This is a genomic window from Paenarthrobacter sp. 10L412, assembly GCF_056395565.1.
Genome location: NZ_JBFTJT010000006.1, coordinates 37,062 through 52,681 on the forward strand (window position 1 = coordinate 37,062; position 15,620 = coordinate 52,681).

General features: G+C 59.1%; 18 protein-coding genes. 8 read left to right on the top strand and 10 right to left on the bottom strand.

All coding sequences use genetic code 11. The features are described 5' to 3' along the window. Positions 1 to 298 precede the first annotated feature (298 nt). From AC1DD7_RS08190 to AC1DD7_RS08225, 8 genes are all read left to right on the top strand, one after another. A complete protein-coding gene (locus AC1DD7_RS08190; protein WP_477514563.1) occupies positions 299 to 496 on the top strand; it encodes a Flp family type IVb pilin in 198 nt (65 codons plus the stop codon). A gap of 97 nt (positions 497 to 593) precedes the next feature. After that, entirely contained in the window at positions 594 to 1,037 is a 444-nt protein-coding gene (locus AC1DD7_RS08195) for a TadE family protein (RefSeq protein ID WP_477514564.1), read from the top strand. Beyond that, positions 1,025 to 2,086, top strand: a complete 1,062-nt coding sequence (locus AC1DD7_RS08200) for a pilus assembly protein TadG-related protein (protein WP_477514565.1) — start codon at positions 1,025 to 1,027, stop codon at positions 2,084 to 2,086. Before AC1DD7_RS08195 ends, AC1DD7_RS08200 begins: the two co-directional genes overlap by 13 nt. A 42-nt stretch (positions 2,087 to 2,128) precedes the next feature. Next, the gene (gene cpaB, locus AC1DD7_RS08205; RefSeq protein WP_477514566.1) at positions 2,129 to 2,878 is read left to right on the top strand and encodes a Flp pilus assembly protein CpaB; all 750 of its coding nucleotides are present in this window, start codon (positions 2,129 to 2,131) and stop codon (positions 2,876 to 2,878) included. Further along, entirely contained in the window at positions 2,875 to 4,071 is a 1,197-nt protein-coding gene (locus tag AC1DD7_RS08210) for a CpaE/TadZ family protein (RefSeq protein ID WP_477514567.1), read from the top strand. The genes cpaB and AC1DD7_RS08210 overlap by 4 nt, the downstream gene beginning before the upstream one ends. Beyond that, positions 4,068 to 5,507: a CpaF family protein gene (locus AC1DD7_RS08215; protein WP_477514568.1), complete on the top strand. Its 1,440-nt coding sequence runs from the start codon at positions 4,068 to 4,070 to the stop codon at positions 5,505 to 5,507. The genes AC1DD7_RS08210 and AC1DD7_RS08215 overlap by 4 nt, the downstream gene beginning before the upstream one ends. Continuing rightward, entirely contained in the window at positions 5,504 to 6,451 is a 948-nt protein-coding gene (locus AC1DD7_RS08220; protein ID WP_477514569.1) for a type II secretion system F family protein, read from the top strand. Before AC1DD7_RS08215 ends, AC1DD7_RS08220 begins: the two co-directional genes overlap by 4 nt. A gap of 8 nt (positions 6,452 to 6,459) precedes the next feature. After that, complete coding sequence (locus tag AC1DD7_RS08225; RefSeq protein WP_477514570.1) at positions 6,460 to 7,350, top strand: type II secretion system F family protein; 891 nt, start codon at positions 6,460 to 6,462, stop codon at positions 7,348 to 7,350. Positions 7,351 to 7,465: 115 nt separating this feature from the next. Here AC1DD7_RS08225 and truA read toward each other — a convergent pair whose 3' ends face one another. The 10 genes from truA to AC1DD7_RS08275 form a co-directional block, all read right to left on the bottom strand. Beyond that, a complete protein-coding gene (gene truA / locus AC1DD7_RS08230) occupies positions 7,466 to 8,356 on the bottom strand; it encodes a tRNA pseudouridine(38-40) synthase TruA (RefSeq protein ID WP_477514571.1) in 891 nt (296 codons plus the stop codon). Positions 8,357 to 8,388: 32 nt separating this feature from the next. After that, a complete protein-coding gene (gene rplQ / locus AC1DD7_RS08235) occupies positions 8,389 to 8,949 on the bottom strand; it encodes a 50S ribosomal protein L17 (protein WP_216925100.1) in 561 nt (186 codons plus the stop codon). A 66-nt stretch (positions 8,950 to 9,015) separates the two neighbouring features. Next, positions 9,016 to 10,026, bottom strand: a complete 1,011-nt coding sequence (locus AC1DD7_RS08240; RefSeq protein ID WP_011775567.1) for a DNA-directed RNA polymerase subunit alpha — start codon at positions 10,024 to 10,026, stop codon at positions 9,016 to 9,018. A 149-nt stretch (positions 10,027 to 10,175) separates the two neighbouring features. Then, positions 10,176 to 10,577, bottom strand: coding sequence for a 30S ribosomal protein S11 (gene rpsK, locus AC1DD7_RS08245; RefSeq protein ID WP_014922380.1), 402 nt, complete (start codon positions 10,575 to 10,577; stop codon positions 10,176 to 10,178). 51 nt (positions 10,578 to 10,628) lie between these two features. After that, the gene (gene rpsM / locus AC1DD7_RS08250; protein WP_011775569.1) at positions 10,629 to 11,006 is read right to left on the bottom strand and encodes a 30S ribosomal protein S13; all 378 of its coding nucleotides are present in this window, start codon (positions 11,004 to 11,006) and stop codon (positions 10,629 to 10,631) included. Positions 11,007 to 11,202: 196 nt separating this feature from the next. Further along, entirely contained in the window at positions 11,203 to 11,316 is a 114-nt protein-coding gene (gene rpmJ / locus AC1DD7_RS08255; protein WP_011775570.1) for a 50S ribosomal protein L36, read from the bottom strand. Positions 11,317 to 11,389: 73 nt separating this feature from the next. Beyond that, the gene (gene infA / locus AC1DD7_RS08260; RefSeq protein ID WP_011775571.1) at positions 11,390 to 11,611 is read right to left on the bottom strand and encodes a translation initiation factor IF-1; all 222 of its coding nucleotides are present in this window, start codon (positions 11,609 to 11,611) and stop codon (positions 11,390 to 11,392) included. Positions 11,612 to 11,806: 195 nt separating this feature from the next. Next, positions 11,807 to 12,805: a P1 family peptidase gene (locus AC1DD7_RS08265; RefSeq protein ID WP_477514572.1), complete on the bottom strand. Its 999-nt coding sequence runs from the start codon at positions 12,803 to 12,805 to the stop codon at positions 11,807 to 11,809. Positions 12,806 to 12,869: 64 nt separating this feature from the next. Continuing rightward, entirely contained in the window at positions 12,870 to 13,925 is a 1,056-nt protein-coding gene (locus tag AC1DD7_RS08270; protein ID WP_477514573.1) for a sugar phosphate isomerase/epimerase family protein, read from the bottom strand. Positions 13,926 to 14,000: 75 nt separating this feature from the next. Then, positions 14,001 to 15,620, bottom strand: coding sequence for an ABC transporter substrate-binding protein (locus AC1DD7_RS08275; RefSeq protein ID WP_477514574.1), 1,620 nt, complete (start codon positions 15,618 to 15,620; stop codon positions 14,001 to 14,003).

Genomic DNA, 15,620 nt, shown 5'->3' on the forward strand with positions numbered 1-15,620 from the left:
CATGGGCTCACAAATATAAGGCTGCTGTCTATTCCAAGTAGTCGCTCCCTCTTTTTGACTTCCGAACTGAGTACTCCACTGCCCTTCTACGGGTGACCGGCTGTTTCGCGTTGCTGGAATTCGAGTACGACTACGCATTGTTCAGGGGTGCGTCCAGGGTGAATTCTTATCTCATCGAATTCCGAACCGCTAAAGGCAACATGGGGGTAGTTCGGAAAGCGAGGCAAATTCCGATAATTTGCTGGACCTATATCCAAATTAACCAAACCCTAAAAATTCATCTGGGAAGGATTTTCCAATGTCTGCTCTTATTCTCTCCGTCACCACGTACATCGCCGGCGTCAAGGCCCGTTTCACCTCCGAGGAGAAGGGCGCGACGGCCGTTGAATACGGTCTGCTCGTGGCCCTGATCGCTGCGGTCATCGTAGGCGTCGTAGCGACGCTCGGTGGCCAAATCACGACAGCGTTCCAGACCATCGTCGACGCACTTCCGTAAGCGCCAGAACCTGCCGGTTAATCTTCGCCACCGGGCTGGCTGCCCCGATGCGCTCATCGGTCGCAGCCAGCCCGCACTTTTTTCTCTGGGAGTTGCTATGAAACCCAAGGCAAACAAGATCAGGTATCTCCGCCGCAGAACCGGCGGAGGCAAGGAGCATGGTGCCGTAGCAGTTGAATTTGCACTGATACTTCCAATCTTCCTGATGTTGGTTCTGGGGATTTTCGAATTCGGTCGAGCTTTCAATATCCAGGTATCGCTGTCTGAGGCTGCACGCGAAGCGGCCCGGTATGCCGCCATTCATCAATCGGAAGCCACATACAGCGTCGGTGCTGCGCAAGCTGCTGGTGTCGCTGCGGCCCCCTCAGTGGATCTTGCCCCTGGTGACATAACTGTGGCAACTACTGGCTCAACGCCCTGCAATGTGCAAGTCACCGTTTCGTACTCAACACCTTGGATGACCGGCCTGCCGGGACTCGTCCCCGGAATGCCGGCCGATCTGGACGTCTCAGGAAAGGGAGTCATGCGATGTGGCGGCTGAAGGAAGATGATCCGCAACGAGGTGTGGTTGCACCGATCACGGCCATCATCATGGTTGCTGTATTGGGCATGGCTGCATTCGCCATTGATGTTGGCTCCATGTATGCCGAGCATGCTCAATTGCAGAATGGCGCAGACTCGTCTGCCATCGCCATCGCTCAAGCTTGCGCCAAGAGTGCTAGCTCTGCCGACTGCACTGCTCCAGTTGCAGCGGCAACGTCCCTGTCAGGCGGTAATGCCCTGGATGGTGTCAGCAATGTTCCATCGGCCATTGTCAACGTTGGCGCCGGAACGGTAGACGTGAAAACGCAATCACGGAACACGTCAGGCGACAATCATTTCAGTCTGGTGTTCGCACGTGCGTTGGGAATCGAGACGGCAGACATCGGCGCTGCAGCCCAGGCCAAGTTCGGTGGCTATTCCGCCGCAAACGCACTGCCGCTAACATTTTCGCGATGCGAGGCCGACCCATCGTTCGTCAAGGGACTGCAGTTCTTCCCTGTTCACGGAACAAAACTCGCCGATGATCCCAAATATGCCTGCCCCCACAAATCTTCTTCCGGATTTGAATTGCCGGGAGGCTTCGGCTGGCTGAATCATTCGGGCTCCTGCACTGTACACGTAGACGTAACGCATCCTTGGATTGAATCAAATCCAGGCGCCGACTTCGATTCAACCTGTGCTGCCACCTTTAGCTCGTGGGAAACAAATCTTAAAGCCGGCAAAACTGTGGAGGTTCTGATTCCCATTTTTGACACAGCTTGCCCTCTAAAAAAGGGAACTGGCACAAACCCGTGCTCGGCGTCACCGTACGGCAAGTCCTTCAAGATAGAGGCCTTTGCCCAAATCTCTATACGAGGTTGGCATCTGACCGGTGGTGGACCCACTTACATGACCACAGAAGCGGCAGCCTTGAACAAATCTTTGGGCTTGAAAAACAGTGACACCGGCCTGTTCGGCACGTTCATCAAGAAAGTAAGTCTGACGGAGGCCGCCGAACTGGGCGGTCCAACCACGTACGGCGCCCTGAGCGTCCAACTCACCAAATAATTACAATCTGGGAGAAAACTCCATTGCATTAAGGAGAAAGAAGTGAAAACACGCCTACTGGGAGGCATAGTAGCGCTTGTGCTGGCAATTGTCGGCACATTCCTGCTAGTCACATATGTCCAAGCAGCCGATGCAAGGGCACAAAAAGACCTCCAGCCCGTTGACGTTCTGGTCGTCCAGAGCCAGGTTCCTGAGGGAGCCGACCTTCAACAGATCAAGAACGCCGTAAAACTCACGTCCCTACCTGCCGCATCTGTACCGAACGGGGCCCTGAAGAGTCTCGCTGGGCTCGACGGCAAGGTTGCGGGGATCGACCTGCTGCCCGGCGAAGCGTTGCTTGGAACGCGCTTGGTCGACCCTAGCAGCCTAGCGGCTCCTGGATCCGTCCCGGTTCCAGACGGCCTACAGGAAGTGTCAGTCCAACTTGATGCGCAGCGCGTGGTCGGTGGACGATTGGCCGCCGGCGACACAGTGGGGGTCATGATCCTTCTCGGAGGCTCCTCAGGAGCTGCCGACGCAGACTCATCAGCTCAGCTCGTGTTCCACAAGGTTTTGGTCACCAGCGTTCAAAGGGCCGTAGCTCGTAACTCCAACACGGCACAAGCGAGTTCCGATCAAGCGAACACCCAGTTGCCTGAAGGTTCCTTCATTGTGACGCTGGCCCGGAGCGACGTCGACGCAACAAAGATCGTGTATGGAGCCAAGTATGGCGACATCTGGCTAACCAAAGAGCCAAGTGACGCTCAGGAAAGCCCGCGTGTCACCATCAAGAAGGCAGAGGTACTCCAATGAGCCGCTTCCTGGTCATTACGGCCGACACAGATTTCGAGCAGAGAGTTCGTCAAGCCACAGCGGGCCTACACGGAGACCTACACTCCATCATTGCCGACTACCTGCCTCAAGGACCAGACGACGTACTCCGGGTATTGTCGGGGGAACTGCTTGAGGTACTCGTGCTGGGCCCTGGGCTCCAGGTTGACGAGGCCATACGTCTAGCAAGCCTCTTCGATCTTCAGTACCCGGAAATCAGCGTTGTTCTGGCGTCGAGCGACGCGAGCCAGGTTGCGCTGCCCGCCATGCGAGCCGGCATACGTGATCTGCTCGATCCTGCTTCGGACGTGCCGACCATCCGGATTCTATTGGAGCGCGCCAGCCTCGCCTCCGCCGGTCGGCGCAGGGGTTTGGGGGCCCAGGTGGACGGAGCTCGAGACGGAGGCCGCATCATTGCCGTGATGTCTCCCAAGGGTGGCGTAGGGAAAACGACGATTTCGACCAATCTCGCCGTTGGACTTGGACACTCGTCGGCCATGAAAGTGGTAATCGCCGATCTGGATCTCCAGTTTGGGGACGTGGCGTCGGGGCTCTTGTTGGAACCGGATAAGACGATTGCGGACGCAGTATCGGGAGCTGCCGTTCAAGACAGCATGGTCCTGAAGTCATATCTCACCGTCCATTCAGCGGGAATATACGCCCTGTGCGCGCCGCATAATCCTGCCCAGATCGAACATATCTCTGCTGATCAAGTGGGACATCTCTTGGACCAATTGGCCAATGAATTCGAATATGTGGTCGTCGATACAGCTCCAGGTCTCGGTGAGCACGTGCTAGCGACTCTGGAACGAGCTTCCGATGTCGTCTGGGTTTGCGGCATGGACATCCCCAGCATCCGAGGCCTGCGGAGTGGATTGGAAATCCTCGAAGAGATAGGGCTAGTCCCGGAACACCGCCACGTAGTCCTGAATTTCGCTGACAAACGTAGCGGGCTATCCCTAAACGACGTCGAGGCCACGATCGGATGCCCTGTGGACGTGACCTTGCCACGTTCCCGCAGCCTCCCGTATTCAACCAACAGGGGCATACCCGTTCTACAGGATGGTTCCAAAGACGCTACAGGCCGGGGGCTTCGTCAACTCGTTGACAGGTTCAAGCCCGGTTGGGAAGAGCGACCACACAAGCAGCTTCACCGAAGGGCGGTAGTCAAGTGAACCTCGCAAAACGCCTGCAATCAGCTCGGGGTATTGAGTCAGCAGTTCCTGTCCCTGACGTAATGGGTGATCCTTGGGCTGTGCGTTCAACGCCTAAGCCAGATTATCTTGTCTCCTCCGGGGAAAATGGCAATCATGAAGACTCCAGCCAAGCGTTGGCAGGCGTCAAGGAACGCACCAGCAATGCATTGTTTGACCGCATGGGTTCACGAATTTCGGACACATCGCTCGACGAGGCCGAATTGCACCGGTACGTCAAAGAGGAGCTGCGCGCCGTCATTGACGAAGACGACATACCCCTCACGTCATCAGAGCGGCAGCGACTTGTTCAGGAGATCGCGGACGACGTACTTGGCCTCGGCCCACTGCAACGATTCCTTGATGACCGGGACGTCACGGAAATCATGGTGAATGGAGCGGAAAAGGTCTATGTGGAAGTTGCTGGAAAGCTTCATCTGACCAACGCTCGATTCAATTCTGAAGAGCACCTTCGCCGAATTATTGAACGCATCGTTTCGAAGGTTGGCCGGCGCATAGATGAATCGTCGCCACTGGTTGATGCCAGGTTGTCGGACGGATCGCGAGTCAATGCCATCATTCCACCGCTTGCTGTCAGTGGCTCGTCGCTCACAATTCGCAAGTTCGGGCGCGTGCCTCTGACTGCCCAAAACCTCATTCAGTTGGGGACCATGAGCCCGGAGATCACGGAACTGTTGCATGCGTGTGTACAGGCCCGTCTGAATATCATCGTCTCGGGCGGTACTGGAACTGGAAAAACGACACTGCTCAATGTGCTCTCCTCTTTCCTCCCATCGGATGAACGCATTGTGACCATCGAGGATGCGGTAGAACTCCAACTTCAACAGGAACACGTTGTTCGGTTGGAAAGCCGTCCAAGCAATATCGAAGGTAAGGGTGAGATCGCGATACGTGATCTCGTTCGCAACTCCCTTCGCATGCGGCCGGACAGGATCGTCGTCGGAGAGGTTCGCGGCGGTGAGTCACTGGACATGCTCCAAGCCATGAACACAGGGCACGACGGATCCATTTCGACGGTTCACGCAAATTCTCCTCGCGATGCAATTGCCCGCCTTGAAACGCTGGTGCTAATGGCCGGCATGGATCTTCCCCTCAGGGCAATCCGAGAGCAGATTGCTTCGGCTGTGAATTTGATCGTGCAAATCTCCCGGCTACGCGACGGAACAAGGCGCATCACCCATGTCACCGAAGTCCAGGGCATGGAAGGTGATGTGGTTACCCTGCAGGACGCGTTCAGTTTTGACTATTCGGCAGGCATAGATGCCAATGGCCGTTTCCTGGGAAAACCCGTGCCAACCGGTGTCCGACCGAGGTTCGTAGACCATTTTGCCGAACTTGGAATCCAGATCTCGCCGGCAGTGTTTGGATCAATGCCGATAGGGGGCGGGCAACGATGACCACCGCCAACCCCCTGTTTCTCGTGCTCGGTGTGCTTCTCGGATTTGTTGCCCTGGGTATAGGACTCTTTCTTCTTCCGCGGTCGCGGAATTCGGAAATTGCGCTATCCCGGCGACGTCCAGATGCAACTTCAAAAGATTCCGTGCTCACGAGAGTAACGAATTCCGCTGTGACTCTGGTGGATGGATCCGTTTCTGCGGGTCGTAGCTCGGGAACCAAAATTCTCCTGGAGCAAGCCGGAGCACGTATGCGGCCAGCCGACTACGTACTTCTCGTCATTTGCGCCACCTTTACGGCCGCCATTGTGGGCTTCATACTCGGTGGTCCACTCGCGGCATTGCTCTTCGGCATAGCCTGCCCAATTTTGGCCAGGCTGGTTCTTAAGATCATGACATCGCGCCGCAGGGCTCAATTCGATGCCCAACTTGGCGACACCCTTCAAATGCTCTCAGGGGGTATGCGAGCCGGGCATAGCCTGCTTCGTTCGATTGATGCCGTAGCTCAGGAGGCACAGTCGCCTACACGGGAAGAGTTCACTCGAATAGTGGCCGAAGCCCGCTTGGGACGAGATCTGCGGGATTCACTGACGGATGCAGCCGCACGTCTTCATAGTGAGGACTTCTTGTGGACTGCTCAAGCCATTGAGATCCATCGAGAGGTAGGTGGCGACCTCGCCGAAGTGCTGGACCACGTAGCGGAGACCATCCGCGAACGTTCCCAGATCAAGGGCCAGGTGCGCGCTCTTAGCGCCGAAGGTCGATTGTCCGCCTATGTGTTGATCGCTCTACCAACGGGGATGTTCTTCTATCTGAATCTGGCCAACCCCACCTATATCCGGACCCTGTTCACTCACCCCGTCGGTTGGGTGATGCTGGTGGCTGCTGTCATCCTTCTAGGCCTCGGAACATTCTGGCTAAGCCGCGTCGTCAAGATCAAGTTCTAGGAGCGACAATGAACATCTTTGCATGGATATCCGTGGCACTGATCGTGGTCCCGATTGCGGCAATGGCTTGGGCTTTCATCTCAGTGGACCGTGCAGGTCTGGCCACCATTCGAACAAACTTGAGTCGAAGCGTCGGGCTACCGGGGGACCTTGGAGGACAATCATCGATCCCTTCACTTCACCGTCTAGGTACTCGCCTGGCCCCAAAGGGTTATGCCTTGTGGTTGGACAAGCTCCTGGCAAGGTTGGGCCGGCCAGCGGGAATGCCCTTGGGACGGCTTCTCGTCCTTAAGCCAGCGGGCGCCTTGCTAGCAGCGCTTGTGGGCTTGCTGTTCGTCTTTAAATCGCCTTCAGGCCCGGGCTTCCTCCTGTACATCGGCGTCGTGGTACTGGTCTATTTCGTTCCGGACGTGCTCCTCCATGGGCGAGCGTCTGAGCGACAGAAGGCCATTCAACTAGAGTTGCCGAATACCTTGGATCAGATGTTGATCTCCGTTGAAGCTGGACTGGGATTCGAGGCCGCAATGGCCCGCGCCGGCCAAAATGGTTCTGGACCATTGGCGGGAGAGATTCTTCGCACCCTTCAGGACATGCAGGCAGGGCGGAGCCGGAAAGAGGCCTACCTTGCGCTCGCGGACCGGGCTGACGTCCAGGATCTGAGGGCATTTGTCGGGGCGATCGTGCAGGCAGATGCTTACGGCATAGCGATTGCCAACGTTCTCCGCACCCAAGCTAAACAAATGAGGGTAAAGAGGCGACAGCGTGCAGAAGAGAAGGCCATGAAGTTGCCTGTGAAGGTCCTCTTCCCCTTGATGTTCTGCATCTTGCCCGTGCTGTTTATCGTCATCATTGGCCCGGCAATCATCAACGTGATGAAGAACTTCGCCGGCACATTCTAGGGTCTCTGGTGTTTCTGTCCCCTAGACCGGCCGTTCGCGGATCCCAGACCGTGGACGGCCACAATGGCCCCCTTCCGGTACCCAGAGCCGGGAGGGGGTCCTCCAACGTCCGGATTTACTCGCGCCGAGCCCTCGTCAGCTCAGCCCTTGCCAGCAGCTCGCTATCCGACGGGTACGCTACTTCCTCCAACACCAAGGGGTGGGGTGCGGCCAACACGGACTTCGCGTCACGCTTACGTTCCAGCAGACGTTCATGCAGCCAACCCGGTTGCTCCAGGCCCTCCCCAACGCGCAGGGCCGAGCCTACCAAGGACCTGACCATGTTGTGGCAGAACGCATCCGCCTGAACGGTAGCGACAATGACCCCGTCGCTCCCCCGTTCGAACTCAAACTTCTGCAGTTCGCGGATGGTCGTGGCACCTTCTCGGGGCTTGCAGTAGGAACGGAAATCCTGGAGCCCCAGCAACTGGGAAGCGCCTTCATTCAAGAGAGCGACGTTCAGCGGCGCCTTATGCCAGAGCGTGATTCCGCGCAGCACCGGATCCCAACGCTCCGCGCCATCAGCAATCCGATAACTGTAACGACGCCACAACGCGGAGAACCGGGCGTCGAAACCTTCGGGCGCCAGACCGGCGTCGTGCACTTCTATGGCACCGGTAAGGTCACCGAGAATACGGCTAAGGGCCCCGCGAAGGCGACGCAAAAGCGCGACGGCGGGGTCAAGTTCGTGTCCCCGCGGAAGTCCCAGCCACTCGGCTTCCGTCAGATCGAGATGGACCACCTGGCCACGGGCGTGGACACCGGCGTCGGTGCGACCAGCAACCGTAACGCGGACCCGACGACGCACGAGGAGAGCCAATGCCTCCTCAAGTGCTCCCTGGACGGTGAGCAGACCGGGCTGGAGAGCCCAGCCATTGAAAGGTCCTCCGTCGTACGAAAGATCCATGCGGACACGCAAAAACCCGCCGCCCCCCAAAGCGGGGGCAGCGGGTTTTCGTTCGTTCATAGACTTAAGTCTACTGTGAAGAATTCAGTGAATTACTTCTTGTCCTCAGCGGCCGGAGCCTCTTCGGTCTCAGCAACTTCAGCGTCAGCAGCCTCGGCCTCAGCGGCCGGAGCCTCTTCGGTTTCAGCAGCCTCGGTCTCTACAGCCTCGGTCTCAACAACCTCTTCCTCAGCAGCCGGGGCAGCCTTGGCAGCAGCAGCGGTTGCTTCAGCAACTACAGCCTGCTTCGGGGAAACCGGCTCGAGGACGAGCTCGATGACAGCCATGGGAGCGTTGTCGCCCTTACGGTTGCCGATCTTGGTGATACGGGTGTAGCCACCATCGCGGTTGGCAACGGCGCCGGCGATGTCGGTGAACAGCTCGTGGACGATGCCCTTGTCGCTGATCAGGCCGAGAACGCGGCGGCGGGAAGAGAGGTCGCCACGCTTGGCGAAGGTGACCAAACGCTCTGCGTACGGCTTCAGGCGCTTGGCCTTGGTGACCGTGGTGGTGATGCGCTTGTGCTCAAACAGAGCAGCTGCCAGGTTCGCGAGCATCAGGCGCTCGTGAGCCGGGCCGCCTCCGAGGCGCGGACCCTTAGTGGGGGTAGGCATAATAATTTCTCCTGTTGTGTAAGCCGGTCAGGTCCATCGCTGGACCTGACGGCCAAGATCTGCTTTTTAGAGCTCGTCGTCGCTGAACGCGGCGTCGTCCTCTTCGATGGCTGCGGCGCGGGCTGCGAGATCGAAACCGGGAGGGGAGTCCTTGAGGGACAGACCCAGTTCGACGAGCTTTGCCTTGACCTCGTCAATGGACTTCGCACCGAAGTTACGGATGTCCATCAGGTCAGCCTCGGAGCGGGCAACGAGTTCACCCACGGTGTGGATGCCCTCACGCTTGAGGCAGTTGTAGGAACGGACGGTAAGGTCCAGATCCTCGATCGGCAGAGCCATGTCCGCTGCCAGGGCAGCGTCCGTCGGCGACGGGCCAATCTCGATACCTTCAGCTGCGGTGTTCAGCTCACGAGCCAGACCGAACAGTTCCACCAGGGTGGTGCCTGCAGAAGCAACGGCATCGCGCGGAGCGATTGCCTGCTTGGTCTCGACGTCGACAATGAGCTTGTCGAAGTCGGTGCGCTGCTCAACACGGGTAGCTTCCACGCGGAAGGTTACCTTCATGACCGGCGAGTAGATCGAGTCAACCGGAATACGGCCGATCTCGGAGTCGCCGGACTTGTTCTGAGCTGCCGAAACGTAGCCACGGCCGCGCTCGATGGTCAGTTCGAGTTCGAACTTGCCCTTCGAGTTCAGAGTGGCAATGTGCAGATCCGGGTTGTGGAATTCGACGCCGGCCGGCGGAGCAATGTCCGCGGCGGTGACGACTCCGGGGCCCTGCTTGCGCAGGTAAGCAACAACCGGCTCGTCGTGCTCGGAGGAAACCGAAAGGTTCTTGATGTTCAGGATGATCTCGGTGACATCTTCCTTGACACCCGGAACCGTGGTGAACTCGTGCAGCACGCCATCGATCCGGATGCTGGTTACAGCGGCACCGGGGATGGAGGAGAGCAGGGTACGGCGGAGGGAGTTTCCGAGGGTGTAGCCGAAGCCCGGCTCCAGCGGTTCAATGATGAAACGGGAGCGGTTCTCGGATACAACTTCTTCAGACAGGGTGGGGCGCTGTGCAATGAGCACTTAGGTTTCCTTTCGGCGAGCATCCGCTATATGACGCAACACAGGTGGTGGAAATCGGCTTCGGTTTCCAGCCTGGCCAGCCGGGCCATGCTTGTAGATGGTCTAAACCATGTACAGCAGGCCCGGCCGGTCAGACAGGGAATACCTAATTAGACGCGGCGGCGCTTCGGCGGGCGGCAACCGTTGTGGGCGCTGGGGGTGACGTCCTGGATGGAGCCAACCTCAAGGCCAGCAGCCTGAAGCGAACGGATTGCGGTTTCGCGTCCGGATCCCGGACCCTTGACGAATACGTCAACCTTGCGCAGACCGTGCTCCTGAGCGCGCTTTGCAGCAGCTTCAGCAGCCATCTGGGCAGCGAACGGGGTGGACTTACGGGAGCCCTTGAAGCCAACCTCACCGGCGGAAGCCCAGGAGATTACAGCACCGTTCGGGTCCGTGATGGACACGATGGTGTTGTTAAAGGTGCTCTTGATGTGCGCCTGGCCAAGCGCAATATTCTTCTTATCCTTGCGACGCGGCTTACGAACCGCTCCACGAGTCTTCGGGGGCATTGTTTCTCCTACAGAAAGTTATCGGGGGAAAACCAGGTCAATCCCGAGGGATTAACGTCCGGCCTTCTTCTTGCCGGCGACGGTGCGCTTCGGGCCCTTACGGGTACGAGCGTTGGTCTTCGTACGCTGTCCGCGTACGGGCAGGCCCTTGCGGTGGCGCAGGCCTTCGTAGCTGCCGATCTCAACCTTGCGGCGGATGTCAGCGGCTACCTCGCGGCGAAGGTCACCCTCAACCTTGTAGTTGCCTTCAATGTAGTCACGCAGCTGGACCAGCTCGGCGTCAGTCAGGTCCTTGACGCGAACGTCAGCGCTGATGCCGGTGGCAGCCAGGGTTTCGTGTGCACGGGTCTTGCCCACGCCGTAGATGTAAGTAAGCGCAATTTCCAACCGCTTTTCGCGGGGAATGTCTACGCCAGCGAGACGAGCCATAGTGGCGGTACTCCTTGAATAAACCGGAGGTCGTAGGCAGTACACCCACACGATCCGTGTGGCCCCAGCCTCCGACCGGGGGTACGTTGACCAGGCTCTGTAATGCAGTCCTGGCACAACTTGTGCTGCCTTTATTTACTTGCGTGGGCTAGCAACCCAGGTTTGCCCTTGCGGGCGCTGATTCCCTGAAGGGGAATTAGCCCTGGCGCTGCTTGTGGCGCGGGTTCTCGCAGATCACCATGACCCGGCCGTTACGGCGGATCACTTTGCACTTGTCGCAGATCTGCTTGACGCTCGGCTTGACCTTCATGGCGTTCCTTTGCGTGTTTTGCAGTTGATCTGCTGGAGCGGCTTGGCACTATTGCCTTGGGCCGCCCAGCAATTTACTTGTAGCGGTAGACGATACGACCACGTGTGAGGTCGTATGGGCTCAGCTCCACCACTACCCGGTCCTCGGGGAGGATTCGAATGTAGTGCTGACGCATCTTCCCAGAGATGTGTGCGAGAACGACGTGCTTGTTGGTGAGCTCAACACGAAACATCGCGTTGGGCAGCGCCTCAGTCACAACGCCCTCGATCTCAATGACCCCGTCCTTCTTGGCCATATCCTCCGCTAACTGTTGTTTGCCGCTGTCCTCCGGTTAGGCACCGAAAATCCAACGGACGTTTTTTGTTTGCTTGGCCCTCTTGGAACCACGACACTAAAAAGGGCGTGGCTGCACAGACAACCAACAAATAACTCTACGCCAATGGGGCCGGAAAGTTAAATCCGTCCATGGTAGCGCACGTACCGCCGCCCGTCACTCCCCTACGGTCCGGTAAGCAGGGAAGTCTCCTGCCGCCGTCGTGACACTTTCGGCTGCTTCAACACCGTCCAGGATCGCCAAACGCACGGCTTCGGCTGCGGCACTTTGGAGCGTTATGAGCGATACCTGCCGCGCCTGCTCGGTACTGCGATCAAGCCCGACGGCGCCCGACGCCAGGGCGAAAACGGTGTCACCGTCCGCCAAAGTATGGGATGGATCCAAGGCCCGCGCCAGACCGGCATGCCCGGAGCTGGCGGTCCGCTTGCACTCGGCAACATCAAGCACAGCATTCGTAGCGATCACGACGAGCGTTGTATTCAGCCCTTCCCTGGACGCCACCGGGGCTGCGACCCTCTGCGCGCTCGGTCGTTCCTCCCTTGGACGCGCACTGCCGGGTCCCAGCCCCACTGGCGTCCCGAGTGCGTTGACGACCGCGATCGCGCCAACGATCACTGGGCCGTCAGTGGAGATGTTGTCAAGCGTGATCGAGGATGTACCGACGCCACCTTTGTACTGCCCGCGGGCAATCACTGCGCCCGTGCCAGCACCGACGTTTCCGCGTTCGACGGCGGCATGGTCACCTGAGTCGAACGCTGCGGCGGCTGCCTGGTAACCCATGTCGGCGTCGGGCCGCGCTTTCACGTCGCCACCGCGCCCGAGGTCGAAGATAGCGGCGGCCGGAACGATCGGCACCACAGTCCCGGGAACAGCAAAGCCCCGGCCCTGCTCCTCACACCAGAGTTGAGCACCGGTAGCTGAGGCCAGCCCAAAAGCACTGCCACCCGTCAGCACGATGGCGTCCACCGTGGATACCAAGGTCGTAGGGTCAAGAGCGTCAGTTTCATGCGTACCAGGGCCTCCCCCGCGAACGTCCACCGACCCCACGGTTCCCACAGGCGGAAGGACGACTGTCACGCCACTGAGCCACCCGCCGTCGTTCTTCTGGACGTGGCCAATACGAATGCCCGGTACATCGGTGATTTGGGACGCCATGAGGCCATTCTGCTCCACTTGAGCCCGGAAGCCTACGTACTTCATTAGCTTCCGGGCGGTCACGTCAGCGCGCGATGGCACCCTCCGCAGTGCCGAGACGACCAAGAGTGGCGCGCAGGGATTGGGCCGAATCGTGGATGAATCGTTCACCGTCATACGGGATGGCCCGTAGCTCGCTCAGCGGAAGTGCCCCGCCATCCTCCACCCGCGCCTGGTATTCGGCGGCCATTTCACGGATCCGGGCAACCTCCCGCTGGTCCAGATCCGGATGCACGGCCAGCCATTCGGGATCCTCCAGGCCAATTGGCAGGTGCAGGGCTGGGCCGGCGTTTTCGATGGACAGGGGAAGGTCCGGATTCGCCTCGTGCAGAATGCCCAGAATGGCATCCCAATCGATGCTGCCCTGTCCGATCGGGGCAAACACGCGCCCGAATACCCCGTCCTGGTCCCCGAGAACGAAGTCCCTGAGGTGGGTCGCCCTTGTATAGGGCGCCACGCGTCGGGCCGCGGCCACGGGATCCTCGCCGCGGACCACTACGTTGGCGGTGTCGAAGGTGACGCCCAGGACGTCCGGACCTACGGATTCCACCAGGCGAACCACCTCGTAGCTGGTGATCTCTTCATGGGTTTCAATGTTCAGATGAACCCCATGGTCCCTGGCCACGGGTGCAAGCAAGCGAAGGAATTTCTCGATCGCAACGAGCTGGTCCGGCCAGGGGGCATCCGTACGGAAACGGTCGAACACGTAGTAGCCAGGCATGCCGCGCTGGTAGTTGGCGCACGCCACCCAGAGCTCCGTTACCCCGGCGGCTTCGTGTGCAGCCTCGATCATCCGGACCATACCGCGGGTGTAGTCACCGTCGCCGAGCCTGCGGACCTGCGGCGCCTCCGCGGAAGTGTACGGATTGACCTTGGCCAGGCCCATCTGCAGATAGAGGCCCAGCTCGTCGGCGCATGCACGCACTTCCTTGAGCACTGCACGGTCCAACGTGGGTGAAACGTCCATCACAGTACGGAAATACACACCTTCCATGCCCATCGCGTGGGCATGCTGGAGGATACTGACCGCAGAGTCATCGGCCTCGTGGGGAATCTTGCTTCCATCAACACCAATTCGCATTTTTTGTCCTTAATAAGTTCTGGATGTCTTTTCTTTGTCCGCGTACCGGCACGGCTACCTGGAGGCGGGGCGCCGCTAACGTCCCCAGTTGTAGAAAGAGAAAGTCGGCGAGTAGTCGAAGTGCTTGACCGAATCCGAGAGCACCGCCGTGAACTGCGCCCGGTAGAGGATGATGGTGGGAGAATTGGCCCGCCAGGAATCCACGAGCGCATTGATATAGGGCAACTGCGATTCGAGGTCCGGTGCCCCGTTGAGTTTGTCCATGAGTTCAGGGGTTCCGGCAATGCAGATGTGTTGGTTGTTGAAGGAGCTGCCGCAGGTCATCTTCTTGCGCAGCTCATAGGCAGCCACGGCTCCGCCGGTTTCGAACAATAGCGCCGACTGGTATTTGCCGGTGTTGAACTTGGTGGCGAAAGCCGTGGGTGTCTGCGAGTCAATGTTCACCCGCACCCCGATTTCCTCCCACGACGACTTGAGGATCGTCGCGAGCGTGGACACTCCGGGCGACGAGGGATTGATCATGAGGTCTATCTGCGGATCCTTGAGCCCGGATTCAGCCACCAACGCCTTGGCCTTTTCTTTGTCCAAGGGCCGCGGAGCCGAGCGTTCAGCGTCGAAACCCGGAATGCCGGGAACGAAGGGCCCGTAGAAGCTGTCTGCATAGCCGTAGGCCACGCTGGCCTTGATCTGCTCATACGGCACCGCATAGGTGAGTGCCTCACGCAGTTTCGGATTGGCAGTTGTGCCCGAGGAGTTGTCCAGGGAGACGGTCACCGGTGCGAAAGCAGGAGCTGTGGTGACACGGCAGCAATCCTCCTGACTCAGCTGGTGCACCACGTAAGGCGGCAGGCCGAGCGTTACGTCGGCCTCGCCACGGCGGGCCTGCAGCATGAGGGTTGGGATTGACGTAATGAAATTGACCCGCAACTCAGCTTCCTTGGCCGGTTCGCCGTAGTAGTTCGGGTTCCGGGTAAGGACGGCGTAGTTGTTGGCCACGTATTCGTCCAGTACGTAAGGCCCGCTGCTGCTGGCTGTGTGCGAAGCCAACCATTGGTTGGGCACGCCCTTCTTGTCCTCGCCGTGCTCCTTGATGACTTTCGGGTCATAGATCGAACCGCGGCTCTGTGCCAGTGTCACCAGGATTGCCGGATACGGTCGCGACAATTCCAGTCGTACGGTCTGGGGATCCATCACGACGACGTCGCTGATCAGCGGCGGGTCCGTCAGGCCGATCTGCAAACCCAAGGCACCGCAGCCGCCGATGGTGAGGTTACGCATGATCGAGTACCGCACAGCTTCGGCGTCCAGCGGGTTGCCGTTGGCGAACTTCGCTCCAGGATGCAGGGAGAAGGTATACGACTTCCCATCCGGTGAGACCGTCCACGACGACGCGAGGTCGCCGCTGACCCGCTCGGGATCGTTGATGGCCACCCGGGTTCCGTCGGCCTGGGCCTCCTGATCCAGCCTAACCAGTCGCGCATAGAAGTTGGTTGCAAAACTGTTCTCATTACCCGCACATACAAACGCAGGGTCGATGTTGGTCAAGGACGCGGCCCAGTTCACGGTGAATGGCCTGTCGGCCGCACCAGAAGGCACGCCGGGCTGCGCGCAGCCGGCGAGTGCGAGCAGGCCCACGGTGGCGAGTGCCGCCGTCGTTCGCCTTATGGCCGTCGTCCATTTCGGGAATGTTTTCAT

What these genes read in the sequence shown, in the direction of transcription:
- AC1DD7_RS08190 (WP_477514563.1), top strand. Translation starts at nt 299, where the DNA reads ATGTCTGCTCTTATTCTCTCCGTCACCACGTACATCGCCGGCGTCAAG.
- AC1DD7_RS08195 (WP_477514564.1), top strand. Translation starts at nt 594, where the DNA reads ATGAAACCCAAGGCAAACAAGATCAGGTATCTCCGCCGCAGAACCGGC.
- AC1DD7_RS08200 (WP_477514565.1), top strand. Translation starts at nt 1,025, where the DNA reads ATGTGGCGGCTGAAGGAAGATGATCCGCAACGAGGTGTGGTTGCACCG.
- AC1DD7_RS08210 (WP_477514567.1), top strand. Translation starts at nt 2,875, where the DNA reads ATGAGCCGCTTCCTGGTCATTACGGCCGACACAGATTTCGAGCAGAGA.
- AC1DD7_RS08220 (WP_477514569.1), top strand. Translation starts at nt 5,504, where the DNA reads ATGACCACCGCCAACCCCCTGTTTCTCGTGCTCGGTGTGCTTCTCGGA.
- AC1DD7_RS08225 (WP_477514570.1), top strand. Translation starts at nt 6,460, where the DNA reads ATGAACATCTTTGCATGGATATCCGTGGCACTGATCGTGGTCCCGATT.
- truA (WP_477514571.1), bottom strand. Translation starts at nt 8,356, where the DNA reads ATGAACGAACGAAAACCCGCTGCCCCCGCTTTGGGGGGCGGCGGGTTT.
- rplQ (WP_216925100.1), bottom strand. Translation starts at nt 8,949, where the DNA reads ATGCCTACCCCCACTAAGGGTCCGCGCCTCGGAGGCGGCCCGGCTCAC.
- rpsK (WP_014922380.1), bottom strand. Translation starts at nt 10,577, where the DNA reads ATGCCCCCGAAGACTCGTGGAGCGGTTCGTAAGCCGCGTCGCAAGGAT.
- rpsM (WP_011775569.1), bottom strand. Translation starts at nt 11,006, where the DNA reads ATGGCTCGTCTCGCTGGCGTAGACATTCCCCGCGAAAAGCGGTTGGAA.
- rpmJ (WP_011775570.1), bottom strand. Translation starts at nt 11,316, where the DNA reads ATGAAGGTCAAGCCGAGCGTCAAGCAGATCTGCGACAAGTGCAAAGTG.
- infA (WP_011775571.1), bottom strand. Translation starts at nt 11,611, where the DNA reads ATGGCCAAGAAGGACGGGGTCATTGAGATCGAGGGCGTTGTGACTGAG.
- AC1DD7_RS08265 (WP_477514572.1), bottom strand. Translation starts at nt 12,805, where the DNA reads ATGGCGTCCCAAATCACCGATGTACCGGGCATTCGTATTGGCCACGTC.
- AC1DD7_RS08270 (WP_477514573.1), bottom strand. Translation starts at nt 13,925, where the DNA reads ATGCGAATTGGTGTTGATGGAAGCAAGATTCCCCACGAGGCCGATGAC.
- AC1DD7_RS08275 (WP_477514574.1), bottom strand. Translation starts at nt 15,620, where the DNA reads ATGAAAACATTCCCGAAATGGACGACGGCCATAAGGCGAACGACGGCG.